This window comes from Paenibacillus residui (assembly GCF_042677205.1).
GTDB lineage: Bacteria > Bacillota > Bacilli > Paenibacillales > NBRC-103111 > Paenibacillus_L > Paenibacillus_L residui.
Genome location: NZ_JBHTIU010000039.1, coordinates 58862 through 74878, shown reverse-complemented (window position 1 = coordinate 74878; position 16017 = coordinate 58862). Strand labels below are relative to the sequence as shown.

Genomic DNA, 16017 nt, shown 5'->3' with positions numbered 1-16017 from the left:
AGCATCATTCGATACTGTGCATACGGATACTGGTCTCGCATTCTTGTGAAGAGTGCTGCATCTCTTTGTACCGGGCCAATCGAAAATAGTTTCTGGACAGGGTCTTCCGCATATAGGATAATTAAATAGAATTCAATAGATTTTCGGAGAAAGCGGGAAGACGCGATCGGAAAGGAGAAGGAAGGAACGCTTCTTTTCTTCGCAGGACGGTTGGCAGAAACTCCTTAATCGTCCCAACTGAAAATCTTGAATGATCTATTACGCAGGGGGCTTGATGAAAACGATGAAACAAGTTAAATGGAAAAAGGTTGCGGCCGGTACTGTGCTTGCTATTAGCTTATGCCTTCCAGTGAATGTGATGGCGGCTCCGGTTCCCGTCGCTAGTGTGACAGTTGAGGCGGCCATTGCGGATTTGGTGCCTCTCAGAGCCGTTGCAGAATCGATCGGTGCCCAAGTATCTTGGAATCAGGAAACTTATCAGGCGGAGGTGCGCCGGGGAACCCAGTCGCTTACGGTGACTATCGGCGAACAGAAGGCAATCGTGAACGGTGCGGAAGTGCATATGGACAAAGCGGCAGAACTGGTCAATGAAACGACGATGGTTCCGCTGGATGTCATTAGTCAGGCTTTCCAGGCCGAGCTCGAATGGAATGACGAAACCGGCCTTACGATTGACAGCAATGATCTTATCTCTATTAGCGGTTATCTCATGAGCCTTGTCCAGAATGGGCAAATTTCCGAAATCCCCTCTTACATGAGCGCCCCATTGCAGAAGGCCATGCAGCCGGAGTTGATTGCGGCTATTAATGCGCAATTAACTGCAATGTACGGCACTATTGAACAGTTGGCCGGCGTACAGCGGGAAGATAATGCTGTGCACAACAATGTGAAATTGACCTATATGACGGACAGACAGCTTCCTCTTGAAATAACGCTGCGATTCGATCAGAATCAGAAGCTGGATGATGTTTACATTCCTTACTTGTCGGCGGGCGGTTATGAGAAGCCGGATTATGACGATTCGAGCGCCTACACGGAGAAAGAGGTAGTTATTGGCGAAGGGCAGTTTAAATTACCGGGCACCCTGACGCTTCCTGCAGGCGAAGGCCCGTTCCCGGTTGTTGTACTGGTTCATGGTTCGGGTCAGAACGATCGTGACGAAGCGGTAGGAGCCTATAAGCCTTTCCGTGATATTGCGGTCGGTCTGGCTGCGCAGGATGTAGCCGTGCTCCGATATGAGAAGCGGACTCGGGAATATCCTTACCAATCCATGTCCATCCCGAATTTCACCGTTAAAGAGGAAACGGTCGATGACGCTCTGGAAGCAGTGAAGTATCTGCTTAAGGAAGACAAGATCGATTCCGAACGGATTTATCTGGCCGGGCATAGTCAAGGCGCCATGCTCGTTCCCCGGATGATCGAGGCGGATGAAGAAGGCCATATTGCCGGCGCCGCCGTTATTTCCGGACCTTCTACTCCTCTGGAGGATATCCTGCTGTGGCAATTCGAGAACCAATTGGACAATGCCAAGAAAGCCCAGGCTCCTGCAGAACAGATTGCGCAGCTGGAGCAGCAGATTGCATTGTTTAAGGAGGATTTGAAGGCGATCAAGGATCCGGCGGTGCAGACCCAACCGGATAATTTCTCCTTCGGAAACTTTGCCTGGTGGAAGGACTTCAGCAACTACTACGGCGGAGAAATCGCCAAGGAACAATCGGTTCCGCTGATCATTATGCAGGGGGAGAACGATATCCAGGTGCCTGCTAAAGAGCTGGATGGCTGGAAAGAAGCGCTAACCGCACGCAGCGATGTGACTTACAAGCTTTATCCGAAGATGAACCACTTCCTGATCGAGGTGGACCAGCCGTCTACCGGAATGGAATATTCGGTTCCGGGTAACGTATCCAAGCAGCTCATAGACGATTTGGCGGAATGGATTAAGAATAATTAAACTCATTGGCCGGGGGAAACCCCGGCTTTTTCTTTTCCGGCACGGATATCTAGTGGATTTATTTGTGGGTGTTTTACCTGTTCTTATATTTCATCGGTAGAACGCGCCTGTCCAAAGGACGGCGATAGCCGTTTATCCTTGTGCGAGTTTGCTCTGACGCGTCTAACTGGATTTATACAGCTAGTTTGCTTTTCTAGAGCGAAAGACGGTAACTACCTTGAAAATCCGTCTATTTTACCGTCTGCAGGCATCGTTGCAAGCGTAGCGGCACGTCTAACTGTATTTTGTACAGGTAGATTCAAGCGAATGGGCGAAAATGATCAAACTAACTGGATAAACTACAGTTAAAATGGGCAACTTTGGGTGAAACGACTGTTTTGGCGCAAACTAGCTGTAGGTTTTCCAGTTAGTTTCCATATTTCTTCCGAATATAGAAATCTAACTGTATGAAATCCATCTAGTCTTCAAATTTCACACTATTGAAGCAATTCAACTCTATTCTACCTTGATAATCCATCCATTTTCATCATCGATGGTGTCGCGTTCAGCGGCATGGGGGTCTAGCTGCAAAATGCAGCTAGTTTGTGCAAAAAGGCGATTTCAGCAAAAAACCTCGATTCTAAATGTAGTTTTTCCATTTATTTCAATAGCCTTCCACCATTCGCTCGAATTTACCTACATAAAATACAGCTAAATGTTTACCAAACGAAGGGATGGCGACCGACCAGCCATGAATATTTGTGGGTCCCGCTAGTTCGGCCGCGTTCAGAAGAATTAGACCCCGTCTCAGCCGGGGGCGAAGGAGCTACGAAGGTTGCAGCTTAGCGGCTTTTTCCCGAATAAAACAAACGGCCAACGCCTCACAAGGCACTGACCGTAATCAGACATATCCGGTTTCTCTGCAAGGACTTAAATCAGATCCAGGCGCGAGAAACGATGACCAAGAGTATGAAGAGAACCAGAATAACTCCGGTGCTGGTCCAGAGTCCACCTGCAGGATGTCCCATGTTCAAGTCCCCCTTTCTCTTCCATCTGGTCCTATTTTATGCGATCGCGAGAAGGGAGGTCACGAGGGCATCATGAAATGTGCGAATGCCTCTATTGTCTACGGTTAACCGATCAGCCGAAGCAGAATCATACCGCAGAAAGCGCAAATAATTCCCGCCGTTTCCTGGCGGTTGAATTTCTCCTTCAGAAACAATCTGGCATAGAACAGAATAATCAGGACATTCATCGCTACGACCGCCGATACGAGCCCGGTGACTCCAAGCTTGAACGCGGGAAGCAGGAGCAGCATTCCGGATATGTTGCTGACTCCGACGACGAGTCCCCAGAGAATAGTTTTCGAGAAAGACCAATTTGGTTTAGTGTCGGGCGAATTACCGGGTTCCTTCTGTGCTTCATCAGAGCTCCTTTTGTTCCGTCCCCATAGCCAAGAAATAAAGAACAAAACCATCCCTGTCGCATACATAATGACTAGTGTGGGAATGGTCTCACCGCCCCATAATACGGCCTGCTTGGAGGCGACGTCGGTTAACCCGAAAGAAATAAGAGTAATGATTCCCCACTGAAGCCCCTTCAAATTCGAGAACGAGAGATCACTGGAATAACGGATCAAGATGATGCCGCAAATAATGACAAGAAAAGCGGCCCCTTGCCCCCACGTAAGTGCTTCCCCCCACAAACCGTAAGCGAGAATAACGACGACAACCGGAGGAAGACCGGCCATAATCGCAATTAAAGAGGCTTTGCCGACCGCAAAACCTTTATACATGGCCGCATTGGCCGTAAAGGAAAATACCCCCATGAAGAGTCCAACCCAGACTCCGGGAGTCCATTCCGGCTGAACGATGAAATTAAGTCCGACCCCAATGAGCGTTCCGGACAAATAAACGGCGAATAAAAGCAAATTGCGATCCAACGGCTTCTGGGAAGACCATTGATACAGAATTCCTCTTAGCCCAAAGCATAGACAGGCTAAACCAGCATAAACAAGCCACATTGTACTACTCAGATCCTTTCTGTCATTCTATCAGGCTGTGCCAAGTCACTCTAACCACTATAGGCAGACTCACGAATTCCGTCAAGGAGGGAATCTTTATGCCGGAGAACCGGCGAGAAGAAAACCGGCCCCCCCATTTCAGCATTGATCTGTTAAAAAAGCGCTGGCTCTGCCGGCAAAGGAGCATCATCTCTCATCCTGAAAGCGGGAGAGTTCCGGAATTTAGTATTCATGACAAAAGGACGGGATTCTAGTAAAATGAGGTGGACAGCTTAGTGCAGCCAACCTTAATCGCTAAACTTTGAAAAATTTGATTGTCTATCGGGAGGGTTTAAGAATGAGTGCGGAACAGCAAGCGGGTTATTTCGGTTCATTCGGGGGCAGCTTTATTCCTCCGGATTTGCAGCAGGCCATGGATTACTTGGCGGAGCAGTTCGAGAAATATAAGAATGACCCCGAGTTTATTGAGGAGTACAAGTATTATTTGAAGGAATATGTCGGCCGGGAAAACCCTCTCACGTATGCCAAGCATTTGACCGAGAAGCTCGGCGGGGCCAAAATTTATTTGAAGAGGGAAGATTTAAACCATACCGGTTCTCATAAAATCAACAACGTGCTGGGTCAAATCCTGCTGGCGAAGCGGATGGGGGCCAAACGGGTCATTGCCGAAACAGGAGCGGGACAGCATGGAGTGGCTACCGCCACGGTCTGTGCCATGTTCGGAATGGAATGCGTTATTTATATGGGAGCCGAGGACACCCGCCGTCAGGCGCTGAATGTATTCCGTATGGAGCTGCTGGGGGCCAAGGTAGTACCGGTCAACAAAGGGCAGGGAAGGCTGAAGGACGCGGTTGATGAGGCTCTGGAAGACCTGGTGGCCAATTACAAGAATACGTTCTATTTGCTCGGATCCGCCGTAGGGCCTCATCCGTTTCCAACGATGGTGAAGCATTTCCAATCGATTATCAGCGAGGAATCGAAGAGGCAGATTATGGAGAAAGAAGGCCGCTTGCCGAATGCGGTCATCGCTTGTATGGGAGGAGGAAGCAACGGCATCGGTTCGTTCGCGCATTATATTGATGAGCCGTCCGTCCGGTTAATCGGAGTGGAGCCCGATCAAGCCCCGACCCTGACGCAAGGCGTGCCGGGAATGTTGCATGGATTTAAATGTCTCGTTCTGCTCGATGAGAACGGCGAACCGCGGAAAACTTACTCCATCGCCGCCGGTCTGGATTATCCGGGAATTGGACCGGAGCACAGCTATTTGAAAGAATCCGGCCGCGCCGAATACTATACCGTTACCAACGAGGAAGTGCTTGAAGCTTTCCAGGTGCTCTCCCGCACCGAAGGAATTATACCGGCCCTGGAAAGTGCTCATGCGGTTGCTTATGCCCTGAAATTGGCCCCGACCCTGGATAAGGATCAATTATTGATCGTCAACTTGTCCGGCCGTGGTGACAAGGATGTCGAGCAGGTATTCGAAATGCTTAATAAATAAAAATGAGAAGGAACGGGGGATGATATTCCCTCGTTCCTTATTCGTAAATCATTCGGATCGTCATGCCCCCGTCAATGATCAGGTTCTGGCCGGTAATAAAACCGGAATGCGGCCCGGTCAAATAAAGGCAGGCTTCGGCAATATCGTCCGGGGTGCCGACTCGGCCTACCGGATGCTGCTTCTTGTCCCGCTCACTATGCTGTGGCAGGGTGGCACGCGAGGATAGCTGCCAGTCGCATGTTTCGATCCAACCCGGGCTGACGGCATTCACCCGGATTCCATACGGCCCCAGACTGACGGCCATGGAATGGGTCAGAGCCAGCAGTCCTCCCTTGGATGCGGAGTAGGCTTCCGTATCCGGCTCAGACATGAGCGCCCTCGTTGACGCAATATGCAGAATGCTGCCTCCTCCCTGTGTTCTCATCACCTGTGCGGCTTGCTGTGAACAGAGGAAGGCACCACGCAAATTGACGGCTATGACGCGGTCGAAATCGTCGGCAGACAGCTCCATCATCGGCGCATTGCGGCTGATTCCGGCGTTATTCACCAGTACGTCAATTCGCCCGTATTCTTCCATCGTCAGGCGAAACCAGCGCTTGACCGCTTCTTCATCGGCGATATCGACGCACATGAACATGGCCTGCCCGCCGATCTGCCGGATTTCCCGAATGACTTCGAATCCGGCTTCTTTGTCTATGTCGGCTATGGAAACCAAATATCCGCAGGAAGCAAATTTCCAGGCAACGGCCCTTCCGATTCCTTGTCCTCCTCCTGTTATCATGACCACTCGGTTCATATTGACCCTCCTTCTTGCAGCTTGACGGTACCGTACCGATTTTCCGGCAGGTAGCGTCTAGCTGGATTTCTTCAGCTAGTTTGATCCACTGGGGCGAAAGTCGGGGACTAAGTGGAAAAACAACAGCTAGTTTATGCAAAAAAGGCGATTTCACCCAAAAGCTTCGATTCTAAATGTAGTTTCTCCATTTATGTTAATCATTTTCTACCATTCCCTTGAATCTACCTACATAAAATGCACCTTAACCGCTTGCCGATCCTTTAAAATCGGGTTATTCGTCTTCGAAGAGGCTCCGTTAGGAGCTTTTTTTATATTTCATCGGTAAACGCACCCGTCCTAAGGACGGCGATAGCCGTTTATCCTTGGTGGGGTCATTTCATTATACGGAAAGCTAGAGAAATATGGAAATGTTCGTTGCTTTTTCGATAAAGGTTCGAATACTATAGAACTAGTACATAAGATAATAGGAAACGTAAGATGTATCAATCATTCAGCTCGGGCTGAACACAAGCCGAACTTGCATCATGGACGGTAGGAAGATACATTTCGTCGGCTTGCGAAAGGAGGCAGGACATGGGTTCACCGAGAGGAAACCGGCCGAACAGGCCCATTACCTATCAGATCGGATGGAGAAAAGGCAGGATTGAATATGATCCGGCGGGAAAGGGGAGCAAGGACCACGGACATTCGGGTTCGAAACCGGGCTCCAGAGCCAGAATCGCCACATATCCCGCAGAACGTCCTACCTTAACGGGAATAGCCGGTTTGCTGTGGAAAAGGCTGCCTTTCGTTCCGTTGAAGGCCGCTGAAGTGCTGCTGTGGGCACTGCCTGCTGTCAGTTTTGCCATGATTATTTGGCTCGTGCATTCGCTGATTCATATAGGGAAGGGGTGACCGGCATGTACACTACGTGGGCGATTTTTGCCGGAGTCGTTGGATTGATAGTGACTGGAGCGGCCGTTTTTACAGTGTGGCATGTCTATTTTGCGGCACAGCAGGATGCGGATAGTCAGGGAAAGCCTGCGCCCGGACACTCACTGGAATCGAGAGTAAGCTCCTACTTTTTGCAATGGACCGTACTTGATTATGTAATGCTCGGGTTGATCGTAACCGGCCTGCTGTTTCTATTTGTCGATTTATTGGCGGTAATGCGCAATCCCGGCCGATTTCCGTATCATCATCATGCTTACCTGATGGTGGGCTTTGTGTTCAGCTTTCTGGGCACGCTGTTCATGGTCGTTCGTCTTGCCTTGACCTTACAGAGTATACGTCCTTCTGCGACGGGGGAAGAGCATCATGATCAGCCAGAGCAGACTGACCCCGCCGAACAAGGGATACAGAACGGATAGCAGCTTGCTGAATCCGATTTGGCTGACCAGATAGCTGACAGCAAGAATAAGGACGATCCCTTGAGTCCGGGAGATTCGGGTCCGCTGCTCTAACTGGAGAGTGAGTCCGTATGCATCCGCAATAAAAGTGGTGAAGATTTCTCCGAAAATAACGAAAACATACAGCAATTGAATGACGGGGCCCAGGTGGCGGATAATTTGTCCCATAGGAATTTCGAACTGAGCTATATCCGGCATCCGTGCGGCCAATGCAATATGAGCGGCCAAGAGCATTACCCCGATGCCGATCCCTCCGATAAGCCCTCCCCAGAACAGGACCGAACGGTCCCGAATGGCTGAGCCAAGCGGTACCAGAACCGCTTGCGCCATAGCTAAATTGAATGCGCTATATAGGAAAGGGGAGAACCATACCCTCCATGCGGAAGAGTCGGTGGACAACTGCAGCCATTGGCCGGCGTTAGGCAAGCTCAGGGTTGACCAGACGACAATGACCGAGAAGATCATCATAACAGGAACAACGATAGAGTTAACGACCAATATCCCCTGAATACCCCGGGTCAGTACCAGGTAAGAGAAGATGATCGTCAGAAGGAGTCCCGCCTGATAGGACATGTTCAGTTGTTCCTTGAACAGAGAACCGGCTCCGGCCAGCATAATCGTCGTCACACCGAAGAGTACGATCATGGTAAACAGACTGACATAATTTCCGATTCGCTCCCCGAACAATATCCGATTGAGATCCTCATAAGACTGTGCTTCCAATTTATGGGCCATCAGCATAATTTTAATCCCGATCCATGTGAAGAACAGACAGGAGAGGCCGATGGTGAATGCGGCAGCAGAACCGTACCGGGTATAGAACTGCAAAATTTCCTGTCCGGTAGCAAACCCGGCTCCGACAACGGTTCCGATGTAGGTAAAGGCAACCTGCATAATCTTCCCTGTCCTGCGCATAAAAATAAAGCCCCCTTGTCCACACCATTAATATAAGGTATGTCCAAGAGGGAGCGGGCATGACTATTGGATTGCAAACTATCTCTTGTTTCCGGCCAGCCTATTGCTTCTGGGCATCATCGAACAATTTGATCGACTGGATTTTCCCTGTTTTGGAATCGATGTCGAGCCTGAGCACGGTAGCTTCGTTAGAATAAGCCATGACGTAGTTGGTGGTCGTATCCGGCTCGCCCAGAGCCTTGATGGCATCGGCTGCTTTCTGTCCGAGCTTCAAACCGTTCAGACCCGGGTCGATATCGATCGAATCAATGCTGACAAATTCAACCTTGTCGGAACGATTGATTCCTACGGTAAAATCCGAATAATCCAACACCGTGATGGGGTCGGTCGGATCATCCATAACAAATTCGTTGTCAGGTTCTCCAAACTTGTCCAGGACGGTCTGCCTGCTATCCGAGATGGACAGTCCCATCAGCAACGGTCTTTCGCTGCTGTAGGCTTCTATTTCGGGCTTGTTCCGATCAGGCGTCATCGATTGGGCCGTTCCGGAAGGAGGTTCGCCCTCCTGTGGTACGAAGACAGGAGTGCCGTTAACCGGTGCCCCCTCTCGGGATTCGAAAGGGGAAGGGGCGGGCTGGGACTCATTCAGCTTGTCGTTCATTGACGAAGGAGACGGGGCCGGTTGAGCTTCCTTGCCGCCGCTTTGGCAGGCAGTGAGAGCGGCGGCAGCGGCACAGGCCAGTCCAACCAGGGCGACCCTTCTAATAAAGGGGTACATGATTTTTCTAGTCCTTTCAATTGTACTGTAATGAGGTACGTTCCATTCTTTTCTATACTTATATAGACAACTTAAACGCGTCGAAAGTTTCACTTTTTTTGTAAAAAAACAAAAAAAGTTGTCTCTTGATCAAGACGGACCGGCTGTGATAAGTTTTTAATCAAACCATATGCAAAGGATGCTGTTTCTTCTTCCGTTATGACTATGCCAGTAATGGGAGTGAAGGTCGGCTTAAATGGGAAGTAGCATTTTGTGTCAAGTTGGGGAGGCTGAGTTTTGTTATGGAACGGTTAAAACAACAAATACGCGAGCATGGAAAAATTTTATCGGATAAGGTTCTTAAGCTGGATGCCTTGCTGAATCACCAAGTGGAGCCTTCTCTTATTATGGAAATGGGGCAAGAATTTGCACGAAGATTTCAGGGGGATAACATTACGAAAGTGATTACAGTGGAATCTTCCGGGATCCCGGTTGCTTTCGCAACGGCTTGTCATCTTGGGGTTCCCATGGTTTTCGCCAAGCGCAAGAAGACGCTGACGACCGATGAGGATTGTTATATGGAACGGGTTCCTTCCTTCACCAAAGGAATTGTAACGGATATAATGGTATCCAAATCGTTCCTGTCTCCGCAAGACCGGCTGCTCTTCATTGATGATATTATTGCAAATGGGGATGCAGCCCGAGGCTTGATTCGGATTATCGAGCGGGCCGAAAGCCAATTGGCAGGAATGGGGATTGTTGTAGAGAAGTCCTTTCAGAAAGGGGCGCAAACGATCAGGGAACAGGGAATCCGCTTGGAATCTCTGGTCAACATAACCGGATTAACGGATGGGATCATTCACTTCGATTCCTGATTTTGCAAGAATCTGCCGAGCGGGATTAGGCAGGTGGATTTTGACAGACGTTCTTTACCTTCCCAACCTTGTTGTTTTTCGTTATAATTAAATCAGACTATAGAGAGAGGAGGCATTTCTATGGGGAAAGAGAACGTGCCGGTGGACTATTTCAAGACGAAGCTGAGGGAAGCCAAAGTTCATTTTGAACGTGCCCTGGACTGCAAGCATACAGAATTCGACGACTTGTATCCCTATATGATAGAGCATCCCCAATTCTTCTGGTACAAACGCTATGTAGCTTGGTCGGAATTGTTGACGATCGTTAAGCTGTGCGGTGAACTCGAGGTTAATTGGAAAGAGCAATTTACTCCTCAACAGATCAATTACATTGAGTCAAGAGTGATGTCCGGAACAGTGTTGGATTGCTGGTATGAGTCGAAAGAGCATGTCGGTTGACAGCCCTCGGATAACGAATCGGATACGACCTAAAAGCGGCTTCGCTTTTAGGTCTTTATATTACTATCCGCAGCATGCGGATCAAGCTCATGAGGCAAAATGTTCATGCTCTCGATATGCTTCCTTGTTTCTGGAGTTCCTAACTGATGCAGCATTTGATAAATTTGCTGCAGGTTGGCATCATACCATTCATTTTCTTTATCATGGGAATATTCGCGGAAAGGGATGACGGCTCTGGCGGCAGTACTGATTTCCGAAGCGGATGTATCTTCGAATAATTCCTGCAGCTTGTCCAATTCATCATCGGTTGCCTGAATAACGAACTCGTAATTCAAGGCTTGCTGATCCTGCAGAATCTCGCCGGGGGCGACCGCTACATAGTATGTTTTTTTCTCCACGGGTGTCGCTCTCCTTCCATAAACCGAATCTTTACAGAGCTTCTCTCAGTCAATTACTTTGTATATATAGAGCAATAAAAACAACCTTATATCCTATAGTGCCCCGAAGAAACCATGTTATGTATGTCCGTTGGCCATAACTACATGAATTAGCTTACTATGGATATAAAGAAGATCAAGAGGCCTGGCCAAAAGGCCGTGAATAGAAAACAAATCGGGAGCATTTGGTATTATATCAAGGGGCAACGAATTAATACGGACCATAAAGAGATGGATAACAGGAGCAATAAATTAAGTCGGGAGGAGATAAATATGATCTCGGATGAAGAACTGGATCGTTATCGGTTGGAAGGAACGAGGGTAAGGGTGGTCAGAGATGCGGACCCTGCCAACGATGTAAGAGGCTTCGTTATGGCCTGGGACGATAAAACGGTACTAATCCGCAAAATGAACCGGAAAGTCATCAAATTGGACCGAAATTATATATACCAACCGTACAATGAGGAGCGGAAGCTGCCGGAATGACGATCATTAGCGGAGTAAATGAAGCATTCGTCGAGCAGAATGGCAGTCCATATCTTCTGATCACATCGGAAAAATCGCTGTATACTTTAAATTCCTCCATCTGGAGAGGAGGATTCTCCGAATGCCGGTATCTGATAAATCGGCAGGTGAGCAAAAATTACTGCTGTGACGACCCAGTATTGGAGATGGAGCAATTTCTGCAGGGCGCAGGTCTTGCCCCCGCGGAGACGGCCGGAATGCTGACAGCGGCCCGGGTAACGGATGCGGGACGTTGCGAGGCGGAGGACTCCGGAATCCGGGTAAGCACCATAGTTACCGCAGGGCTGAGCAATCCGGCAAGAGCAGGCTCCAGACGGGAAAGGCATTCGTTATTCCCCGGCACGATTAACACGATTGTCATAGTGGAAGCCGCAATGACCGATTCGGCCATGGTCAATGCGGTCATAACGGCAACAGAAGCCAAGACGGCTGCCCTACAGGACTTGCGCGTACAAGCGGGTGACGGGGAAGGAACGGCAACCGGAACGACGACGGATGCCATCATCATCGCGGCGACCCAGACGGGGCGTACGTGCCAATATGCCGGTACGGCCACCTTGCTCGGGCATATGATCGGCCGTACGGTATATGAGGCTGCGTATTCATCGGCCCAGCGTAATTTGAATTATTGGCGGGAGAGAAACGCCGGCCAATAACGAAACGGCCGCTATTGGCCGATTCAGGCTGCTAGATACGGGAATGGACATAGTTCCCGGCAAGAATGCTGATCTCAGCCTTCACCATGCTGCGGGACAAGGTCAGGCTGCCTCTGTTCTCCCGGCAGATGTATTTACAGCGTATGCCTTGGGCATCCTTCACTTCGATATATATCCGGATGCCCGCTGATCTCAGCCGCTGCTTGAGCTGGACGAGATCAATCTGAATCATCTCGAGCATCCTCTGCATGACGACAATGTTCGGAAGGCAGAGCCTATGCGGTGAAGCCGATGAATTCTGCATCCGGTCCATATCCCGCCTGATCATGGTCAACAGAACAGGCAGTAACACAGCTTCCTTGACCAAATCGGATTCTTCCATCGTAATATGCTGCGGCTTGCGGACTAATGTATTTGTCGTCATAATAGCGAACCTCCGTTCGTATATTTGTTTTTATTGTAATGGAAAAAATCGTAAAACGCAAGTCAATTTTGGGACTTATTTGAATATATATAGTAGGTTAAATTTTTTTCGAAAAAAGGTTTGACAACCTATAAGCAGTCATGGTATATTACTTCTTGTCGCCGCAATAATTACTTAAGACGAAGCAGATAGCCGGCAGACACCATTCGCGGTCGTGGCGGAATTGGCAGACGCGCACGGTTCAGGTCCGTGTGGGCTTACCCCCGTGGAGGTTCGAGTCCTCTCGACCGCACCATTACATAATCTACGAGGGCACCCCTAATTGGGGTGCTTTATTGCATAGATTTCCTATATTCATAGCCCGAAAGGACGAAAGCGAACATGATTCAGTATAAACATAAGGTAGCCGGCTACCTCGTTCCCTCTTTGGAAGGAATGGAGGAGGCTGCGATTGCCGGAATGTTGGAATATCCGCCGAATCCGGACATGGGAGACTTGTCGCTGCCATGCTTCAAGCTGAGCAAGGTGCTGCGCAAGGCGCCTCAAGCGATTGCTGAAGACCTTAAGGCCAAGCTGGAGCAGGCTGATTGGCTGGAGAAGGTTGAAGCGGTATCGGGATATTGCAACTTATATTTGAAGAAAGATAGTTTTGTTCAAGATCAGTTGTCCTCCGTACTCTCCATGAGACAGCAATTCGGTTCCCAGAACCTGGGTCAGGGCCGGACGATTGTCATCGATTATTCCTCTCCCAATATCGCCAAGCCGTTTCACGTCGGACATCTGCGCACGACAATTATCGGCAATGCGCTTTATAAAATTTTCTCATTCCTCGGGTACAATGTAGTTCGGGTCAACCATCTCGGAGATTGGGGAACCCAGTTCGGCAAGCTGATTGTCGCTTATAAGGAATGGGGCCAGGCGGAAACCATCGAGCAGGAAGGAATCAGCGAGCTTCTGAGGCTTTACGTCAAATTTCACGATGAAGCGGAAACTCATCCTGAACTGGAGGATAGAGCCCGCGGCTGGTTTGTCAAGCTGGAGCAGGGGGATGAAGAAGCGACCCGGCTGTGGAAATGGTTTGTCGAGATCAGCCTGAATGAATTCAACAAGATTTATGATTTGTTGGGGGTCAGCTTCGATTCCTATGCGGGAGAAAGCTTCTACAATGATAAGATGGCCGCGGTCGTTCAGGAGCTGAAAGACAAGCAGCTTCTGGAAGAAGACGACGGAGCGATGCTTGTACGTCTGGACGACTATAATATGCCCCCGGCTTTAATTATCAAGAAAGACGGAGGCACCCTGTACCATACAAGGGATATTACAGCGGCCCTGTACCGGAAGAACACCTACGATTTCGAGAAGGCGATCTATGTCGTCGATGCGGGGCAGAGCCTTCATTTCAAGCAAACGTTTAAGGTTATTGAACTGATGGGTTACGATTGGGCAGAGGATCTGGTGCATGTCGCTTTCGGCAAGGTAAGCCTGGAAGGAGCCAAGCTTTCCACGCGTAAAGGCAACGTTGTCATGCTGGAGGACCTGCTTACACAATCGATCGCCAAAATTCGGGAAATTATCGAAAGTAAAAATCCGGACATGGAAAATAAAGATGAGGTGGCCCGTCAGGTTGGCGTTGGTGCCATTATCTTTAACGATTTGAGCACAAATCGGATTAAAGATATCGTCTTCTCTTGGGAAGAAGCGCTCAATTTCGATGGGGAGACCGGACCTTATGTGCAGTATACCCAAGCCCGCTGCTGCAGCGTCCTGCGCAAAGCCAACGATGGCCAATCGACAGAGCTTCCGGACGGAGGCGCATCGTTCGATGCTTCGCTGTTGCTGAACGAGGAAGCTTATGCGGCAGCAAAGCAGATAGCACTGTTTACGGAGACGGTAGAGCAGGCCATGGTCAAGATGGAGCCTTCGATCATCAGCCGTTATCTGGTCGATTTGGCTCAGAGCTTCAACCGCTTCTACCATAACTGCCCTATTCTTGTGGATGATGAAGAGCAGCGCAAAGCAAGATTGGCACTGGTTAAGAGCGTGCAGATTACGCTTCAAAACGGCCTGGCCCTGATCGGCTTGGAATCGCCTGAGAAAATCTGATAATTGTTAGACCGCCCTCTGGGCGGTTTTTTAAATGCCAGATGTTTACAATATTTAGGGGCCGATTTCGTTACTGGCACCAAAGACGAGCAAAAATGCAGGTCATTTTGCGTAATTCCGGTAATTCTCGGGAAAGACGAGCAAAAGTACAGGTCTTTTTCCGCAAAACGCTGAAAATCCGCAAAATGGCTGAATTTACCTGCACAATTGCACGTCTTTTGCTGTTTTTGGCTTAAATCGTTCCGAAGACCTGCACTTTTGCAGGTCCTTGAGCGCCTCGTCCTCATTCATTGACCTTTAAATCTAAAAAGTTAGGAAAGGTACGGTCTGCTGTTGATAGCGAGTTTTGAATAAACTTTATTTAGAAGAGATAATATTAAATCTGGTAACTTTACGGAATTTTAATGAGTAGTGCCGTTATGAGATATAGTTTTAAGAAGTGCGAACCTATAGCTCACATGCAAACCCCGGGAAACTCGCACCGACGTAACGACGCGGGTTTTTGGCATTTTTGCAGATTTTGTTGGCAGTATGAACCTCGCAAAATGGAGATTCGCACTTTTAACTGTTTGAGCCCTTGTGGTATGCTGGATTTGGCAGCACCCTGTCGCACTCTACGCGAGTGCGTGGATTGAAATAAAAAAATGTAACTACTATATCCCCGAATTTGATATAGTCGCACTCTACGCGAGTGCGTGGATTGAAATACCATTTGTATAGGCAGCCAAGTTTGCAATATAGTCGCACTCTACGCGAGTGCGTGGATTGAAATCCTATCGTTTAATTGCCCAAAATTCAACGCTGTCCCAGTCGCACTCTACGCGAGTGCGTGGATTGAAATCTTGATCCAGGAATGGAAAAATACTGGCTGTCATACAGTCGCACTCTACGCGAGTGCGTGGATTGAAATTAATGGTTTTATATTTCCGGCGAGTAAAACGCCTTAGTCGCACTCTACGCGAGTGCGTGGATTGAAATATTTCGTCCAGTTCCGCCTCTTTACGCCGGATGTCGTCGCACTCTACGCGAGTGCGTGGATTGAAATATCCCATAGTATGGACATTAGCTCATCTTTTGTAATGCGTCGCACTCTACGCGAGTGCGTGGATTGAAATCGTCTGCGCTGTATTGCTGTGTAAAATCCCCCGCAGTCGCACTCTACGCGAGTGCGTGGATTGAAATTGGACCGGATTATTAAAGGGGCCGAGTACATCGAGAGTCGCACTCTACGCGAGTGCGTGGATTGAAATAA

At 49.0% G+C, this 16017-nt stretch carries 16 protein-coding genes, 1 tRNA gene and 1 CRISPR repeat array (1 of these 18 running past the window's edge); of the genes, 10 read left to right on the top strand and 7 right to left on the bottom strand.

What is annotated here, in order from left to right; genetic code table 11:
• Window positions 1–283: 283 nt before the first annotated feature.
• Window positions 284–1951 (top strand): alpha/beta hydrolase family protein, encoded by a 1668-nt coding sequence (locus tag ACFQ03_RS12360; RefSeq protein WP_379288410.1) that lies wholly within the window; start codon window positions 284–286, stop codon window positions 1949–1951.
• 914 nt (window positions 1952–2865) lie between these two features.
• Here ACFQ03_RS12360 and ACFQ03_RS12355 read toward each other — a convergent pair.
• Together ACFQ03_RS12355 and ACFQ03_RS12350 are read right to left on the bottom strand one after the other, a co-directional pair.
• On the bottom strand, window positions 2866–2958 hold the full coding sequence (locus ACFQ03_RS12355) for a YjcZ family sporulation protein (RefSeq protein ID WP_144935213.1): 93 nt from the start codon (window positions 2956–2958) through the stop codon (window positions 2866–2868).
• 104 nt (window positions 2959–3062) lie between these two features.
• Window positions 3063–3953, bottom strand: a complete 891-nt coding sequence (locus ACFQ03_RS12350; RefSeq protein WP_150960167.1) for a DMT family transporter — start codon at window positions 3951–3953, stop codon at window positions 3063–3065.
• Window positions 3954–4290: 337 nt separating this feature from the next.
• Between ACFQ03_RS12350 and trpB the strand changes: the two genes are divergently transcribed.
• Window positions 4291–5451 carry a tryptophan synthase subunit beta gene (gene trpB, locus ACFQ03_RS12345; RefSeq protein ID WP_150960168.1) on the top strand — a complete coding sequence of 387 codons (1161 nt, stop codon included), beginning with the start codon at window positions 4291–4293 and terminating at the stop codon, window positions 5449–5451.
• Between the two features lie 37 nt (window positions 5452–5488).
• On the opposite strand, the gene ACFQ03_RS12340 is transcribed toward trpB, so the two are convergent.
• Entirely contained in the window at window positions 5489–6247 is a 759-nt protein-coding gene (locus ACFQ03_RS12340; RefSeq protein ID WP_379288407.1) for an SDR family NAD(P)-dependent oxidoreductase, read from the bottom strand.
• A gap of 573 nt (window positions 6248–6820) precedes the next feature.
• Here ACFQ03_RS12340 and ACFQ03_RS12335 point away from each other — a divergent pair.
• Window positions 6821–7141, top strand: coding sequence for a hypothetical protein (locus tag ACFQ03_RS12335; protein WP_150960169.1), 321 nt, complete (start codon window positions 6821–6823; stop codon window positions 7139–7141).
• Between the two features lie 5 nt (window positions 7142–7146).
• Window positions 7147–7596: a hypothetical protein gene (locus ACFQ03_RS12330; RefSeq protein WP_150960170.1), complete on the top strand. Its 450-nt coding sequence runs from the start codon at window positions 7147–7149 to the stop codon at window positions 7594–7596.
• Here ACFQ03_RS12330 and ACFQ03_RS12325 read toward each other — a convergent pair.
• Together ACFQ03_RS12325 and ACFQ03_RS12320 are read right to left on the bottom strand one after the other, a co-directional pair.
• A complete protein-coding gene (locus ACFQ03_RS12325) occupies window positions 7504–8550 on the bottom strand; it encodes a YkvI family membrane protein (RefSeq protein ID WP_144935228.1) in 1047 nt (348 codons plus the stop codon). The genes ACFQ03_RS12330 and ACFQ03_RS12325 overlap by 93 nt on opposite strands.
• A gap of 100 nt (window positions 8551–8650) precedes the next feature.
• A complete protein-coding gene (locus ACFQ03_RS12320) occupies window positions 8651–9328 on the bottom strand; it encodes a hypothetical protein (protein WP_150960172.1) in 678 nt (225 codons plus the stop codon).
• 281 nt (window positions 9329–9609) lie between these two features.
• Here ACFQ03_RS12320 and ACFQ03_RS12315 point away from each other — a divergent pair, with 281 nt between their 5' ends.
• Together ACFQ03_RS12315 and ACFQ03_RS12310 are read left to right on the top strand one after the other, a co-directional pair.
• Window positions 9610–10182, top strand: a complete 573-nt coding sequence (locus tag ACFQ03_RS12315; RefSeq protein ID WP_379288403.1) for a xanthine phosphoribosyltransferase — start codon at window positions 9610–9612, stop codon at window positions 10180–10182.
• 120 nt (window positions 10183–10302) lie between these two features.
• Window positions 10303–10620 (top strand): hypothetical protein, encoded by a 318-nt coding sequence (locus tag ACFQ03_RS12310; RefSeq protein WP_144935236.1) that lies wholly within the window; start codon window positions 10303–10305, stop codon window positions 10618–10620.
• Between the two features lie 47 nt (window positions 10621–10667).
• Here the strand turns inward: ACFQ03_RS12310 and ACFQ03_RS12305 are convergent, their stop codons facing one another.
• On the bottom strand, window positions 10668–11018 hold the full coding sequence (locus ACFQ03_RS12305; RefSeq protein WP_379288401.1) for a hypothetical protein: 351 nt from the start codon (window positions 11016–11018) through the stop codon (window positions 10668–10670).
• A gap of 312 nt (window positions 11019–11330) precedes the next feature.
• Here ACFQ03_RS12305 and ACFQ03_RS12300 point away from each other — a divergent pair, with 312 nt between their 5' ends.
• Together ACFQ03_RS12300 and ACFQ03_RS12290 are read left to right on the top strand one after the other, a co-directional pair.
• Window positions 11331–11543, top strand: coding sequence for a hypothetical protein (locus ACFQ03_RS12300; protein ID WP_379288399.1), 213 nt, complete (start codon window positions 11331–11333; stop codon window positions 11541–11543).
• Window positions 11540–12238, top strand: coding sequence for an adenosylcobinamide amidohydrolase (locus ACFQ03_RS12290; protein WP_449290184.1), 699 nt, complete (start codon window positions 11540–11542; stop codon window positions 12236–12238). Before ACFQ03_RS12300 ends, ACFQ03_RS12290 begins: the two co-directional genes overlap by 4 nt.
• Before the next feature lie 31 nt (window positions 12239–12269).
• Here ACFQ03_RS12290 and ACFQ03_RS12285 read toward each other — a convergent pair whose 3' ends face one another.
• Window positions 12270–12662 (bottom strand): hypothetical protein, encoded by a 393-nt coding sequence (locus ACFQ03_RS12285; RefSeq protein ID WP_379288397.1) that lies wholly within the window; start codon window positions 12660–12662, stop codon window positions 12270–12272.
• A 208-nt stretch (window positions 12663–12870) separates the two neighbouring features.
• On the opposite strand from ACFQ03_RS12285, the gene ACFQ03_RS12280 reads away from it, so the two are divergent.
• A tRNA-Leu gene (locus ACFQ03_RS12280) sits at window positions 12871–12957 on the top strand.
• 89 nt (window positions 12958–13046) lie between these two features.
• Window positions 13047–14765: an arginine--tRNA ligase gene (gene argS / locus ACFQ03_RS12275; RefSeq protein WP_379288692.1), complete on the top strand. Its 1719-nt coding sequence runs from the start codon at window positions 13047–13049 to the stop codon at window positions 14763–14765.
• Between the two features lie 606 nt (window positions 14766–15371).
• Window positions 15372–16017: a CRISPR direct-repeat array (repeat unit 32 nt; unit sequence GTCGCACTCTACGCGAGTGCGTGGATTGAAAT) (it continues 2508 nt past the right edge of the window).